Origin of the sequence: Pseudomonas sp. NPDC088368 (assembly GCF_044753445.1) — a bacterium.
GTDB classification, from domain to species: domain Bacteria; phylum Pseudomonadota; class Gammaproteobacteria; order Pseudomonadales; family Pseudomonadaceae; genus Aquipseudomonas; species Aquipseudomonas bambusae.
This window is the reverse complement of record NZ_JBIVNG010000009.1, coordinates 135,140-150,375: the sequence shown is the minus strand read 5'-3', so window position 1 is coordinate 150,375 and position 15,236 is coordinate 135,140. Positions and strand designations below refer to the sequence as shown.

11 protein-coding genes are annotated in these 15,236 nt (G+C 60.8%); 7 read left to right on the top strand and 4 right to left on the bottom strand.

Annotated features, from left to right (window positions below; all coding sequences use genetic code 11):
• The first annotated feature begins 244 nt into the window (after positions 1 to 244).
• Positions 245 to 1,132, top strand: a complete 888-nt coding sequence (locus ACIQAL_RS20445; protein ID WP_341964480.1) for an AraC family transcriptional regulator — start codon at positions 245 to 247, stop codon at positions 1,130 to 1,132.
• On the opposite strand, the gene ACIQAL_RS20440 is transcribed toward ACIQAL_RS20445, so the two are convergent.
• Both ACIQAL_RS20440 and ACIQAL_RS20435 read right to left on the bottom strand, forming a co-directional pair.
• Entirely contained in the window at positions 1,133 to 2,593 is a 1,461-nt protein-coding gene (locus ACIQAL_RS20440) for an aldehyde dehydrogenase family protein (protein ID WP_401148804.1), read from the bottom strand.
• Entirely contained in the window at positions 2,590 to 4,227 is a 1,638-nt protein-coding gene (locus ACIQAL_RS20435) for a 5-guanidino-2-oxopentanoate decarboxylase (protein ID WP_401148801.1), read from the bottom strand. The genes ACIQAL_RS20440 and ACIQAL_RS20435 overlap by 4 nt, the downstream gene beginning before the upstream one ends.
• Positions 4,228 to 4,390: 163 nt before the next feature.
• Here ACIQAL_RS20435 and ACIQAL_RS20430 point away from each other — a divergent pair, with 163 nt between their 5' ends.
• From ACIQAL_RS20430 to ACIQAL_RS20420, 3 genes are all read left to right on the top strand, one after another.
• On the top strand, positions 4,391 to 5,272 hold the full coding sequence (locus tag ACIQAL_RS20430; RefSeq protein ID WP_401148798.1) for a LysR substrate-binding domain-containing protein: 882 nt from the start codon (positions 4,391 to 4,393) through the stop codon (positions 5,270 to 5,272).
• A 142-nt stretch (positions 5,273 to 5,414) separates the two neighbouring features.
• Positions 5,415 to 5,591, top strand: a complete 177-nt coding sequence (locus ACIQAL_RS20425) for a hypothetical protein (RefSeq protein WP_166596567.1) — start codon at positions 5,415 to 5,417, stop codon at positions 5,589 to 5,591.
• Positions 5,592 to 5,719: 128 nt separating this feature from the next.
• Positions 5,720 to 7,228, top strand: coding sequence for an MDR family MFS transporter (locus tag ACIQAL_RS20420; RefSeq protein WP_401148796.1), 1,509 nt, complete (start codon positions 5,720 to 5,722; stop codon positions 7,226 to 7,228).
• A 47-nt stretch (positions 7,229 to 7,275) separates the two neighbouring features.
• Here ACIQAL_RS20420 and ACIQAL_RS20415 read toward each other — a convergent pair whose 3' ends face one another.
• Together ACIQAL_RS20415 and ACIQAL_RS20410 are read right to left on the bottom strand one after the other, a co-directional pair.
• A complete protein-coding gene (locus ACIQAL_RS20415; RefSeq protein ID WP_401149296.1) occupies positions 7,276 to 8,070 on the bottom strand; it encodes a cache domain-containing protein in 795 nt (264 codons plus the stop codon).
• A 320-nt stretch (positions 8,071 to 8,390) separates the two neighbouring features.
• Complete coding sequence (locus tag ACIQAL_RS20410; protein ID WP_166596564.1) at positions 8,391 to 9,053, bottom strand: TetR family transcriptional regulator; 663 nt, start codon at positions 9,051 to 9,053, stop codon at positions 8,391 to 8,393.
• Between the two features lie 341 nt (positions 9,054 to 9,394).
• On the opposite strand from ACIQAL_RS20410, the gene ACIQAL_RS20405 reads away from it, so the two are divergent.
• The 3 genes from ACIQAL_RS20405 to ACIQAL_RS20395 are packed head-to-tail and all read left to right on the top strand — an operon-like array spanning position 9,395 to position 15,132.
• A complete protein-coding gene (locus ACIQAL_RS20405) occupies positions 9,395 to 10,537 on the top strand; it encodes an efflux RND transporter periplasmic adaptor subunit (RefSeq protein WP_166596563.1) in 1,143 nt (380 codons plus the stop codon).
• Between the two features lie 3 nt (positions 10,538 to 10,540).
• On the top strand, positions 10,541 to 13,669 hold the full coding sequence (locus ACIQAL_RS20400; protein WP_401148793.1) for an efflux RND transporter permease subunit: 3,129 nt from the start codon (positions 10,541 to 10,543) through the stop codon (positions 13,667 to 13,669).
• Entirely contained in the window at positions 13,666 to 15,132 is a 1,467-nt protein-coding gene (locus ACIQAL_RS20395) for an AdeC/AdeK/OprM family multidrug efflux complex outer membrane factor (protein WP_166596561.1), read from the top strand. The genes ACIQAL_RS20400 and ACIQAL_RS20395 overlap by 4 nt, the downstream gene beginning before the upstream one ends.
• The last annotated feature ends 104 nt before the right edge of the window (positions 15,133 to 15,236 follow it).

Here is a 15,236-nt window from a genome sequence, read left to right as displayed (position 1 = left end):
CTGCGAACGGACTTTCAAGCAATTCGCCCCGATGAACAGGGCCCTTCGTCGCACAACGGATGAAGCCACGGCAGAATCAGGCAATCATCCGACAGAATCCGCCTAACGCTCGCGCTTGCACAAAAATAAGCTGTGCTGCATCGACGCTTCGCCAGAGGACTTTCCCATGCTGCCCACTGCCGCCATTCCTGGATTGCCGGACCGCCTGCCTGAAGCCCGACCTGCGCCTGAATTGAGCACGCAGATGGAGCAACAGCGTGCCGAGTTGGCGGAACTGATCCGTCGTCACGCGCCCCGTGATGGCAGCTTTCAGACGGTGATCAAATCGCTGTTCATGGTGCGTCACGACCAGCCCACGCAGTCGGTACCGGGGCTGGTGCAGCCCGCGTTGTGCATCATGGCTCAAGGCCGAAAAGACGTGACCCTCGGCGGCGAACTGTTCACCTACGACCCCCTGAATTATCTAGTGCTGTCGGTCGCGCTGCCGATCAGTGGCAAGGTCATTTATGCCACGCCGGAAGAGCCCCACTTGGCCATGCGTCTGGACATCGACCCGGCCGACATCAACGCCTTGATTGCCGAGGCCGGGCCGATGAGCGTGCCGACCCGTCCCAGCGGTCGTGGGATGTATGTGGAGCGCATCGATTCGTCGTTGCTGGACGCGGTGATTCGCCTGATTCGCCTGCTGGACACCCCAAAGGACATCCCGATGTTGGCGCCGCTGATCACGCGGGAGATTCTTTACCGCTTGCTGCGTGGGAGCGAAGGCTATCGGCTGTACGAAATCGCGATTTCCAACTGTCAGACCCATCGCGTTTCTCAGGCAATCACTTGGTTGAACGCTCATTTTCATCAGCCGTTGCGCATTGAAGAATTGGCGCGAGAGGTCAACCTCAGCGTTTCAACCTTGCACCACCGCTTCAAGGCCGTCACCGCCATGAGCCCGTTGCAGTATCAGAAGCAATTGAGGTTGCAGGAAGCCCGTCGCCTGATGTTGGCGGACGGGCTGGAAGCGTCGGCGGCGGGTTATCGGGTGGGCTATGAAAGCCCGTCCCAATTCAGCCGCGAGTACAGCCGTCTGTTTGGCGCACCCCCGTTGCGGGACTTGGCGCGCCTGCGCAAAACGGTGTGATCAAACCGCCCGCACGACGTGTTTGATCTCCTGAAACGCCTGCATGCCCCATGGCCCCAATTCGCGCCCCAGACTGCTCTGCTTGTACCCGCCCCACGACGTCTGCGGGAAGATCACCTGCGGCGCGTTGATCCAGACCATACCGGCGTGCAATGCGTTAGCCACGCGGTCGGCGGTTTCGCTGTTGCCACTGACCACGCTGGCCACCAGCCCGAATTGACTGTCGTTGGCCAGCGCGATCGCCTCGGCTTCGGAACTGAACCCGCGCACGCACAGCACGGGACCGAATATCTCCTCCCGCCACAGCGCGCTGTCCAGCGGCACGTCCGTGAACACCGCAGGCTCCAGGAAGTAACCGCGCGTCAGATCGTCGGGACGCTGGCCGCCGCACAGCAGATGAGCCCCTGACACTTTGCCCACCTCGATGTGATTGAGCACCCGCCGGTATTGCGCCTGATTCACCAGTGGCCCCATCTCCGTGCCGTCGTCCTGCGGACCGCCGACCTTGATCGACCGCGCTTTGGCGACGATGCGTTCCAGAAACGGCGTCAGCAGTTCTTGCGCCACCAACACCCGACTGGTGGCCGAACACATCTGACCGGCATTGAAATAACCGCCACCACTGGCCAGTTCGACCGCCAGGTCCAGATCCGCGTCCGCCATGACCAGCAACGAAGATTTGCCGCCCAACTCCAGGCTGACGCCCTTGATGGTCTCCGCCGCCCGCTGCATCACCTGAACCCCCACCGCATTGCTGCCCGTGAACGAGACTTTGGCGATGCCGGGATGCGCGGACATTGGCGCGCCGACGGACAGCCCGGTGCCACAGACCACGTTGAACACGCCCGTTGGCAGGCCGCTGTCAGCGATGATTTGCGCCAGCTCCAGCTCGGCGAGTGGGGTGACTTCCGAAGGTTTGATCACGACGCAGCAGCCAGCGGCGAGCGCCGGGGCGAGTTTCCACGCGGTGGTGACCATCGGGAAATTCCACGGCACGATCAAGCCCACCACGCCGCACGGCTCACGGCGCAAACGTGCTGTGAAATCGTCGGTGGGCAACTCCACCGAACGGTTCTGCTGACCGTCAGAGGCCTCGGCCAGATCGGCGTAATAGCTGAACGTGGCGATCACGTCGTCCACATCAATGGCGGCCTCGAAGCCTGGCTTGCCGTTGTTGCTCGATTGCAATTGCATCAAGCGTTCGCGACGAGCCGTCACCCCGTTGGCGATCTTGCGCAGAATCATCGCCCGCGCCGCGCCGGTGGTTTTCGACCAGGCTCCGAACGCTGCCTGAGCGGCCTGCACCGCTTGGTTCACGGCATTGGCGTCGCCGCCCGTGACGATGGCCAGCCGCTCTTCATTCGACGGATTGATCACCGTCAGTTGTTCGCCACCAGAACGCCATTTGCCATCGATGTACAGACCTGCCAAAACCGGATTCAACACAGTCGCCTCACTCATGATGCTTTCAAGCCATTCATCCAGCCGCGCTGGTCGATTTCGATGACGGTCGGCCCCTGACGGTCGTTCGCCGCGAGCAATGCCGCCTTCAAGGATCCTACGTCGTTCACCGCTTCGGCCGCGCAGCCCAAGGCCTTGGCGACCCCAATGAAATCGGGGGTGTAGATGTCCACGCCGACCGGCTCGATGGCCCTATTGACCATGTATTTCTTGATCTCTTCGTAGCCTTGGTTATTCCACAGCAGGACGATGATCGGCGTGCGCGCTTCGACCGCGCTGGCCAGTTCCGACAGGGTGAACTGCAAACCGCCGTCGCCAATCAGACAGGCCACCGGGTTGCGCTCACCAGCGTCCTGACTGCCGAGCCAGGCGCCGACCGCTGCGGGCAGGGCGTAGCCGAGGGTGCCGTAGCCCGTGGACGAGTTGAACCAGCGGCGCGGTTTGTCCAGGTCCAGGGTCAGGTTGCCGGTGTAGACCGGCTGGGTGGAGTCGCCAACAATGATGACCTCAGGCAGCACCTCAAGCACCGTGTTCAGGAACAGCGTCTGCCCACGGGTCGCTTCATCCCACGACGCATCGAGCGTGGCCTTCAAGGCTGCGGCGCGTTTATGGCCCCAATCGCTGGCACGTTCGGTCAACGGTTCTTGGGCGAGTGCGGCCACCAAGGCTTCAGCAGCCGTCTGCGCGTCAGACACCAGCGCGACCTTCGGCGGAAAATTGCGCACGGTCTGGTCAGGGTCGATGTCGATGCGCAGCAACGTGCCGGGGATCTTGAAGTGGCCCTGGAAGGTGATGTCGTAGTCGGTTTCAGCCAGCTCAGTGCCGATGGCCAGCACGACGTCGGCGCCTTCGATGATTTCGCGGGTCGGGTCGAGGGATTGCGTCGAGCCGATCAGCAGCGGGTGGTCCGACGGCAGCATGCCTTTGGCGTTGATGGTCAAGGCCACCGGCGCGTCGAGGGTTTCCGCCAGTTGAGTCAGCGCGGCGGCCGCGTCGATGGCACCGCCACCGGCCAGAATCAATGGGCGCCTGGCATTGGCCAGCAGAGTCGCCATCTGCTTGATCGCAGCGGGCGCCGGACCCGCGCGGGTGATCGACACTGGCTGGCTGTCAAGCAGGTGATCGGCGTTCTCCACCAGCACGTCCAGTGGGATTTCGATGTGCACCGGACGCGGTCGTCCCGCCTGAAACAGCGCAAAGGCGCGCGCCAGCACCGACGGCAGCTCGGACGCTGACATCAGGGTATGCGAGAACGCGGCAACGCCTGCGACTAACGCGCCTTGGGCTGGCAATTCATGCAGCTTGCCACGGCCGCCGCCCAACTGGCTGCGGGACTGAACGCTGGAAATCACCAGCATCGGGATCGAGTCGGCATAGGCCTGACCCATCGCCGTGGAGATATTGGTCATGCCGGGGCCTGTGATAATGAAGCACACGCCCGGTTTTCCGCTTGTGCGTGCATAACCGTCAGCCATAAACCCGGCCCCCTGCTCGTGGCGCGGTGTGACGTGGTTGATCGAAGAGCTGGCCAGACCGCGATACAACTCCACGGTGTGAACGCCGGGAATGCCGAACACCTGCTCGACCCCGTAGCCCTCCAGTAACTTGACCAATACCTCGCCGCACGTCGCCATGTATCAGGACCTTTTCTTCGTTGTTAAACATCGTCGTGAATGCAGCTCTCCAGGCTTGCGCCGGGGGCCACACAGTGGCGTCATTGGACCGTGAGGCCATATCGGTGACAACGCAAAAAATGTCATGCTTAGCCATGTCCTCAAATCATGGCTGCACTGACTCATGAAACGTTTGCCGCCCCTGCCCGCGCTTCACACCTTTCTCATCACGGCGCGTTGCTGCAATTTCACGCGGGCCGCTGAAGCGCTGCACATCACTCAAGGTGCCGTCAGTCGGCAGATTTCCGGGCTGGAGAGCCATTTGGGGCATCGCCTGTTTCATCGCGAGGCGCGAGGGTTGAGTCTGACGACGGAGGGCCGAGCTTTCTTGCCCCGTATCGAGCAGGTGTTCGGGTTGATCGAAACCGCGGTGGACGAACTCGGTACCGAACAACGCCCCCTGCAATTGAAAGCCCCGACCTGCATCACCCGCTGGCTGCTGCCCCGACTGATGCAGTGGCAAAAAGAACGGCCCGATGCCCCTGTTGAACTGACCACGACGATTGCCCATGGCGTGGATTTTCGCCGGGAACGCTTTGATGCAGCGGTCGTTTACGGTGGCCAACCCGACGATTCAATGCACGTTCATCCGCTGTTCGACGAACAACTCACCCCGGTCTGCGCCCCGTCTCTTTTGAAAGGGTCCTATCCCTTGAAGCAGTTCAGCGATCTGGAACAACACATGCTGCTGCACCCAACGCTGGATGAGCAGGACTGGGGACAATGGCTCAAAGCGGCGGGCACGCGGCTGAGCAATGTCGGCAAGGGGCAGCATTTCGACACGATGGACCTGGCGATGACAGTCGCGTCTCAAGGCTCGGGCGTGGCAATGGGCGACTGGTCACTTATCGGCGAGGACCTGAGTGCGGGGCGGCTCGCGACGCCGTTCGATCTGAAGGTTAAAACCGGTGCGTCGTACTTTTTCGTCTTCCCGAAACGCACCGAGCCCACGCCGCCGATACGCGAACTGCTGGATTGGCTTCAGGCCCAAGCCTTGGCGCGATAGAAAGTTCCATAATCATATGGCCACTACGGGAGTACGCCCGATAAAAACATACAATCCCCGATGAGTGCACTGCACGGCCCAGAGCGGCCTACACTCACCTTGTCCGACAAAAATAATTTTTATCCGGATCGAGGTACGCGTCATGAAAACCACGCTGAAAAGACAATGCGTTTATGTCGTCGCTGTCGCCACCGTCCTGAGCATTTATGCCGCAGGCGCGTACCGAATCGAACAACTGAGGCAATCCCCGCGCATGGCGGTGGTCTGCACCTTCGGGCATTGCGTACCGACGGATGCCAGCTTCAGCGCCCTTCGCTGAATCTCCAAATCTCAGGCTTGAGTGAATCGATTAAGCCAACTATCGATTAGCAAGCTATCGGATTAGACTGGACCCACTTTTCCCGCCGAGCCTTCGGCGGGTCAACTTGCCAGTTCGAGTCTCTTTCCGTGACCAGCCTCAATCAGACCCGCCCGGACATTCGCAGCATTCTCTTCGCGCTGATGATGGCTGTGTTTCTCAGCGCCCTCGACCAGACCATCGTGGCGGTCTCGATGCCCGCCATCTCTGCCCAATTCATGGATTTTGACCTGCTCGCCTGGGTCATTTCGGCCTACATGGTCGCGTTGACCGTTGCGGTTCCCATCTACGGCAAACTCGGCGACCTCTACGGCCGTCGTCGCCTGATGCTGTTCGGGTTGGGGCTGTTCACGCTGGCCTCGCTGTTCTGCGCGATGGCACAAAGCATGGAGCAACTGGTGTTGGCGCGGGTGCTTCAGGGTATTGGTGCGGGCGGGATGGTGTCGGTAAGTCAGGCGATCATCGGCGACATCGTGCCCCCACGCGAGCGGGGTCGCTATCAAGGTTACTTCAGCGGCATGTACGCTGCCGCCAGCGTCGCCGGTCCTGTGCTGGGTGGGTTCATGACCGAGTACCTGTCATGGCGCTGGGTGTTCATCATCAACCTGCCGCTGGGTTTTCTCGCCTGGTGGGTCGCACGCCAGACACTGGTGGGGCTGCCGGTCCCGCAGCGCAAACCCGTCATTGATTATCTGGGCACGATCCTGATGATCGTCGGCCTGACCGCGCTGTTGCTCGGCATCACGGAAATCGGCCAAGGTCACAGTTGGCGCGATCAGCATGTGCTGGCGCAATTGGGCGTGGCGTTGCTGGCGCTGGTGATTTTCGTGACGTACGAACGCCGCACCCGTGAGCCACTGCTGCCGATGCACCTGTTCGCCAACCGCAGCGCGGTGCTCTGCTGGTGCACGATTTTCTTCACCAGCTTTCAGGCGATTTCGCTGATCGTGCTGCTGCCACTGCGCTTTCAGACCGTCACGGGAGGCGGTGCGGACAGCGCGGCCCTTCACCTGATGCCGCTGGCCATCGGCATGCCCATGGGCGCTTATTTCGGCGGGCGTCGCACCTCGCTGACCGGGCGCTACAAGCCAATGATTCTGGCGGGGGCCTTGCTGATGCCGCTGGCCATTCTCGGCATCGCGTTCACGCCACCGCAATCGGCGATCTTGACCGGCCTGTTCATGGTGCTGACCGGGATCGCCAGCGGTCTGCAATTCCCGACGTCATTGGTCGGCACGCAGAACTCAGTGGAGATGAAAGACATGGGCGTCGCGACCAGCACCACAAACCTGTTCCGCTCTCTCGGCGGTGCCGTGGGCGTGGCCAGCATGTCGGCGCTGCTGCTGGCCATGTTGACGGGCTCGGGGCTGGGCGGGATCGACGGCGGTTCACTGACCTCAGAAGGTGGCTCGGGCAACCTGTTGATGGACAGCCTGCACGCGGTTAGCGGCCCGGCGCTGGAGCTGTTGCGTGGGCAATTGTCGATGACCTTCCAGCACCTGTTGATGGCCAGCGCCGGGGTGTCGGTCTTGGGACTCGCTGCCGCGCTGGCGATGCCGAACAACCTGCTGCGCGGGCGCGACGACAAGGATCGGTGAGGCGCGATCGCCAGCACGCCATAAACCCTAGGGGTTTGGCGACTCACTCAACCGCTGTAATACCCCACCGCCACCAGAAAATCCCCCACTTTGCGCATGTATGCGTGCTTGTGCTCGATCTTCCCGGTCACCGGGTTGCGCCAGCGGTATTCGTACTCGCCCTCGGGCTGCTTCTTGAGCATCTCCAGCATCGGCCGCCCGACGGGTTTACCTTCTGGATCTTTGATCTTGCTGAAATCGGTATTGACCAGCCGCAGGTTGGTGCCATGGGCGACGTAGCGCTTGGTGTCTACATTCACCACGAAGACGTAAAGATCATCCTGCAAGAACCCGCCCTTGAGGCTGTTAATGGCCTGAACAGTCCCGTCCTGGTCCTGCTCCAACGCTTTGGAGGCCTTGTCCAGTAACGCCCTGGCTTGTTCCGGCGCGGCGCGGGGCAGGTAATAACCCACCGCCAGAATGCGATTGCCGACCCGCTGGAAATACACGCGCTTGCGCTCGACCTTGCCGTCGCGCCAGTTCTGCCAGCGGTATTCGGCTTGCTGGATGCCCGCGCTCTCGGGCGTCTGCAGCACCTCCTTGAAGCCTTTTTGCAGGTCGGGGTCCAGCACTGAAGAGATGTCGCGACCGATCAACACCACGGAAGGACCGCCGCTGGCGAGCATCACCCCGTTAGTGTCCGTCACGAAGACGTACCGCTCACCGTCGACGAACTCGCCCTGTCGGCTGAATTCGGCCAAGGCCTTGTCGCCGACCTGCCGATAGTGCGTCACAGCCTTCTCCAGCAAGGCTTTGGCAGACGCCGCTTCCTGCGCATCGTCACCCGCCATGACCTGACTCATCCCGATGCAGGCAAACGCCGCGAAAAGGAGGGTTTTCCACGTTCTACGTTTAGAAACGACTGGCATCGTGCGCATCCCGTTCTTGTTGGTTTGCGAGCAAGCTTAGTCGGGAGATGGCAATAGGAAAGCATTCGTCCGCTGGATCGGATCAGGCTGTCGTTAAGCTGAATGCGCACAGGGATTTACGTAAAGGCTGGGTAAACCACCTGTTCAACCCTCATGAAGAAATGTATAGATGCAGGCTAAGCGCCACACGGTTATAGTCACTGGCCGGAGCCCACGGCCAGCGTGCCCTGCACGAATTCCGGCGTTTGCGTCTTTTAGTCCTGCCCTGAGGCCAGCGCGGGAACGGCGTCCCGCAAGGCAGGGCTGTAGCGGAGCATGTCCAGAACGGTATCGACTAGACGCTCGGCGTCCTGAAACAGCGGAAAGCTGTCCGGCACCAGCAACCACTGGCCCAGAATGCCGTGGATATAAGCATGCAGACAGATGGCCCCTCGGCGGGGGTTGAGATCGGCGGGCAATTGCCCCTTGCGGGAGGCGTTGCTCAGCGCGAGCGCGATACGTTCGTTGGCATCGAGCCAGACGAATTGGCGCTGACGCCGCATGTCACACATTTCATCGGTGAATTCGAATTTATGAAACAGAATTTCATTGATGCGGCGGGTTTTCGGGTCTTTGGCAACTTGCTGAAACAAATGAACCAGAAGCTTTCGCGTCCAGCCCAAAGGGTCCATTTCGTCCGCGCTTTCGCTGGCGCGGGCCATTTCCTCCAGCGGTTCATGCAGGCTGTCGAGCATCGCCTGCACCAGATCCGCCTTGTTGCTGAAATGCCAGTAAATCGCCCCGCGAGTCACGCCAGCCAGCGCTGCAATGTCCGCCAGGGTCGTGCGTGCAACGCCTCGCTCGAAAAACGCCTGCTCGGCCGCTTCCAGAATCTGCCTGCGCGTTTCCTGAGCTTCTTCTTTCGTGCGACGAACCATGGCAGTAAAACCTCAATGAAAATGCTTCAGCCTCTTCGGGGGAGCGCCTTGACCAGCACGCCGAGCGGCCTTTGTATTGTTTTTCAATCCGGCAACAAAGCGACCGATTCGCAAGAAACCGGCAATCTTCGGGCAAAAAAGCCTTGGCAGCATCGCCAGCACTTCCGGTCGTCCCGGACCTACAATCGATCCCCTTGGTGCGTTTATCAGTCGCAGCCACGGGTGTTTACAAACAACCGTGAACGTAAGTATATTCATTAGCTTGCTACTTATCCAGCCGGAAACTTTCTATACGCCCTTTCCACTTCTCATGAGCCCAGGCTCCTGACCCGAGGATCTTCATGCAATTCAAGCCAGCTGTTACCGTACTGGTCACTGCCGCCGCCCTGGCATCGCTGCTCAGCGGATGTAGTAAAAAGGAAGAAGCGGCTGCGGCTGCACCACCGCCTCCTCAGGTCGGCGTAGTGACCATTCAAGCCCAGCCTTACACGCTGGTTTCCGACTTGCCCGGACGCACCACCGCCTATCGCGTGGCTGAAGTCCGTCCTCAGGTCAACGGCATCATTCTCAAGCGGCAGTTCACTGAAGGCACAGACGTCAAAGCCGGTCAGCAGCTGTATCAAATCGACCCTGCGGTGTACGAAGCCAACCTGAACAGCGCCAAGGCGACCTACGACGCCACCAGTTCCCTGGCAGGCCGCTATAAGCAGCTGATCAACGAGCAAGCCGTCAGCCGTCAGGAATACGACACCGCCGTGGGCAATGCGCGCGAAGCGCAAGCCGCTGTGCAGACCGCCGAAATCAACCTGCGCTACACGAAAGTGTACGCGCCGATTTCCGGCCGTATCGGCCGTTCGCTGGTGACGGAAGGCGCATTGGTCAGCAATGGCCAGGCCGACGCGATGGCGACCATTCAACAGCTCGATCCGATCTACGTGGACGTCATTCAGTCTTCGTCCGAGATGCTGCGCCTGCGTCGCGAACTGGAAAGCGGCAAGCTGCAGAAAGCCGGTGACAACGCCGCCAAGGTCAAGCTGACCCTGGAAGACAACAGCCAGTACCCGGCTGACGGCAAGCTGGAATTCTCCGAAGTGTCGGTCGACCAGACCACGGGCTCCGTGACCCTGCGTGCCGTGTTCCCGAACCCGAACCACACCCTGCTGCCCGGTATGTTCGTGCATGCACGTCTGCAATCCGGTGTGAATGAACAGGCGATTCTGGTGCCGCAACAAGGCATCACTCGCGACCTGAAAGGCACGCCGACCGCACTGATCGTGAATCAGGACAACAAGGTCGAACTGCGCACCCTCGTGGCCAGCCGCACGAGCGGCGCCGACTGGGTCGTGGACAAGGGCCTGAGCCCTGGCGATCGCGTCATCACCGAAGGCCTGCAGTACGTCAAGCCGGGCGCCCAAGTCACCGTAGCGGACGCGACCAACGTCAAGCCAGCTGCCGCCCCGGCTCCCGCTCAAGGGAGTAAATGATTCATGTCGAAGTTTTTCATCGACCGACCGATTTTCGCGTGGGTGATTGCCCTCGTGATCATGCTGGTCGGGGCTTTATCGATCCTCAACTTGCCGATCAACCAGTACCCGGCCATTGCGCCACCGGCCATCGCGATTCAGGTGACCTACCCAGGTGCGTCCGCACAGACCGTGCAGGACACCGTGGTTCAGGTGATCGAGCAGCAGATGAACGGCATCGACAACCTGCGCTATATCTCGTCGGAAAGTAACTCTGATGGCAGCATGACCATCACGGTGACCTTCAACCAGGGCACCAACCCCGACATCGCGCAGGTTCAGGTTCAGAACAAGCTCAACCTCGCCACCCCGCTGTTGCCTCAAGAAGTGCAACAACAGGGTCTGCGCGTGACCAAGGCTGTGAAGAACTTCCTGTTGGTGATCGGTCTGGTGTCGGAAGACGGCAGCATGGGCAAGGAAGACTTGTCCAACTACATCGTTTCCAACATTCAGGACCAGATCGCCCGTACACCGGGCGTGGGTGACTTCCAGGTCTTCGGTGCCCAGTACGCGATGCGCATCTGGCTCGACCCGGACAAGCTGAACAATTACCAGTTGACCCCGGTTGACGTGAAAACCGCCATCACGGCGCAAAACGTTCAGGTGTCTTCCGGTCAGATCGGTGGATTGCCAGCCGTCAAAGGTCAGCAACTCAACGCCACCATCATCGGCAAAACGCGCCTGCAGACCGCTGAGCAATTCGGCAACATTTTGCTCAAGGTCAATCAGGACGGTTCGCAAGTTCGCCTGAAAGACGTCGCCAGCATCGGTCTGGGCGGCGAGAACTACAGCGTCGACGCACAGTTCAACGGTAAACCGGCTTCCGGTCTGGCGATCAAGCTGGCGACCGGTGCCAACGCGCTGGACACCTCCAAAGCGATCCGCGACACCATCGGGCGTCTGGAGCCGTTTTTCCCGCCTGGCATGAAAGCGGTTTACCCGTACGACACGACCCCGGTGGTCAAGGAATCCATCACCGGCGTGGTCCACACGCTGGGTGAGGCGATCATCCTTGTGTTCCTGGTGATGTACCTGTTCCTGCAAAACTTCCGCGCCACGATCATCACCACGCTGACGGTGCCGGTCGTATTGCTCGGGACGTTCGGCATCCTGGCCGCAGCCGGTTTTACCATCAACACCCTCACCATGTTCGGCATGGTGTTGGCCATCGGCTTGCTCGTGGACGACGCCATCGTTGTGGTGGAGAACGTCGAGCGGGTGATGGCCGAGGAGCACTTATCGCCTCGGGATGCCACACGCAAATCGATGGAGCAGATCCAGGGCGCCCTGGTCGGTATCGCGATGGTGCTGTCGGCGGTTCTGCTGCCAATGGCCTTTTTTGGCGGTTCCACAGGTGTGATCTATCGGCAGTTCTCGATTACCGTCGTGTCTGCGATGGCGCTCTCGGTACTGGTCGCGCTGGTCTTCACCCCTGCCCTCTGCGCCACCCTGCTCAAGCCGATCGACGCCGACAAACACGGTCAGCCGCGCAAAGGTTTCTTCGGCTGGTTCAACCGTACGTTCGACCGTGGCGTTCTCAGCTACGAGCGCGGTGTCGGTAACATCATTCGCCACAAAATCCCGGCGTTCCTGGTCTACCTGGCGATCTTCGCGGGCATGATCTGGATGTTCACCCGCATCCCGACCGCGTTCCTGCCGGAAGAAGACCAAGGCGTGATCTTCGCTCAGGTGCAGACGCCTCCGGGCTCGACCGCCGAGCGGACACAGAACACGCTGGACAAGATGCGCGAGTTCTTGCTGACCGACCCGGGCGTGAAATCCGTGTTCTCCGTCAACGGCTTCAACTTCGCAGGCCGTGGTCAGAGTTCAGGTCTGGCGTTCGTGTTGCTCAAGCCGTGGGAAGAGCGTGACTCGTCCAACAGCGTGTTCGAGGTGGCCAAGCGTGCTCAAGGCCACTTCTTCGGCTTCCGCGATGCAATGTCCTTTGCCGTCGTTCCTCCTGCGGTACTGGAGCTGGGTAACGCCACCGGTTTCGACCTCTATTTGCAGGATCAGGCAGGTCTGGGCCATGACAAGCTCATGCAGGCACGTAACCAGCTGCTGGGGCTGGCTTCGCAGAGCAAGATTCTCGCAGGCGTACGCCCCAACGGCCTGACTGACGAACCGCAGTACCAACTGGTCATCGATGACGAGAAAGCTCGCGCCCTGGGCGTGACGCAAACCGACATAAACACCACCCTGTCGGTGGCGATGGGCGGCAACTACGTCAACGACTTCATCGACCGTGGTCGGGTGAAAAAGGTGTACATCATGGGTAATCCGAAATCCCGGATGAGCCCTGAAGACTTGAAGAAGTGGTACGTGCGTAACGCCAGCGGCACCATGGTTCCGTTCGACGCCTTTGCCGGTGGCGAGTGGGTATTCGGTTCGCCAAAACTGTCGCGTTACAACGGTGTTCCCGCCGAAGAGATTCTGGGTACACCGGCGCCTGGCTACAGTACCGGTCAGGCGATGGCGGAAATCGAGAAACTCGCGCAGCAACTGCCACAAGGCATCGGGTATTCCTGGACCGGTCTGTCGTTCGAAGAACGGCTCTCCGGCTCGCAGGCCCCGGCGCTGTACGCGATCTCGGTCCTCGTGGTCTTCCTGTGTCTGGCAGCGCTGTACGAGAGCTGGTCGATTCCGATCGCCGTTCTGCTCGTCGTTCCGCTGGGTGTCATCGGTGCGCTGATGGCCACCAGCCTGCGCGGTCTGTCGAACGATGTGTTCTTCCAGGTCGGACTCTTGGTCACGGTGGGTCTGGCGGCGAAGAACGCGATCCTCATCGTGGAATTCGCCAAGGAACTGCATGAGCAAGGCAAATCCCTTGCGGATGCGGCGATCGAAGCCTGCCGGATGCGTCTTCGTCCGATCGTGATGACCTCCATGGCGTTCATCCTCGGCGTCGTGCCGCTGACGATCTCTACCGGCGCGGGCTCGGGCAGCCAGCACTCGATCGGTACAGGCGTGATTGGCGGTATGATTACCGCCACCATTCTGGCGATCTTCTGGGTACCGCTGTTCTTCGTATCGGTATCCGGTTTGTTCAAGAGTAAACAGAAACACATCCCACACGATGAGGCTGGCCAATGAGCAAGTCCCTGATCTCTCTGGCAGTCACCGCGTTCGTGCTGAGCGGCTGCTCGTTGATCCCCGATTACAAGCAGCCTGCAGCACCGGTGGCCGCCCAGTATCCGCAAGGCCCGGCGTATTCGCCGGCCGACGCAGCCAACCAGGCGGCCGCCGAACAGGGCTGGCGCCAGTTCTTCCACGACCCGGCATTGCAGCAGTTGATCCAGACGTCGCTGAGCAACAACCGCGATCTCCGCGTCGCGGCGTTGAACATCGACGCCTACCGGGCGCAGTACCGCATCCAGCGTGCGGACCTGTTCCCGGCCGTCGCCGCCGATGCCTCCGGTACACGTCAGCGCGTGCCGGGCGACCTGTCGCAAAGCGGTCAGGCCGGGATCACCAGCCAGTATTCGGTGGGCCTGGGCGTCAGTGCCTATGAACTCGACCTGTTCGGCCGTGTTCGCAGCCTGAGCGAGCAAGCGCTGGAAACCTACTTCGCCAGCGAAGAGGCCCGTCGCAGCACACAGATCAGTCTGGTCGCCAACGTCGCCAACGCGTATCTGACCTGGCAGGCCGACAAGGAGCTGCTGAAGCTGACCCAGGACACCCTCGGTGCCTTCGAAGAAAGCTTCCGCCTGACCTCGCGCAGCAACGAAGTCGGTGTCGCATCGGCCCTGGACCTGGCGCAGTCGCGGACCTCGGTGGAAAGCGCTCGCGTGAAATTGGCGCAGTATCAGCGTCTGGTCGCACAGGACGAGAACAACCTCGTTCTGCTGCTGGGCACCGGTCTGCCAGCCAACCTGCCTGCATCGCAACCGTTGAGCGCTGACATGCTCAACGAGATGCCAGCCGGTCTGCCTTCTGAGCTGCTGCAACGCCGCCCGGACATTCTCCAGGCAGAACACCAACTGAAAGCGGCCAACGCCAACATCGGTGCCGCACGCGCGGCGTTCTTCCCGAGCATCAGCCTGACGGCCAGTGCCGGGACTGCGAGTGGCGATCTCAGCGGTCTGTTCAAGGGCGGCTCAGGCACATGGCTGTTCCAGCCGCAGATCAACCTGCCGATCTTCAACGCCGGCAGCCTGCGGGCAAGCCTGGACTACTCGAAGATTCAGAAGGACATCGGCGTCGCCAACTACGAGAAGGCGATTCAGACAGGCTTCCAGGAAGTCTCCGATGGTTTGGCGGCACGCAAGACCTTCACCGATCAGCTCAAGGCGCAGAACGATTTCGTCAACGCCAACCAGGACTACTACCGTCTGGCAGAGCGCCGTTATCGCATCGGGATCGACAGCAACCTGACCTTCCTCGACGCCCAGCGTCAGTTGTTCAGCGCGCAGCAATCGTTGATCACCGACCGTCTGTCGCAGCTCAGCAGCGAGGTCAACCTGTACCGCGCGTTGGGTGGCGGCTGGTACGAACAGACCCCGACCGGTCAGAAACAGCCGACCTCGGGCGACGTGCCGGAAATGCGAATGTTCTGATTCAGCGCTCGAAAAAAACCCACCGTACGGCTATCGTCCGGTGGGTTTTTTTATGCCTGTCAGGCGACTGATGGGTCGCCGATCCACCGCCTTCGCCAGCAAAC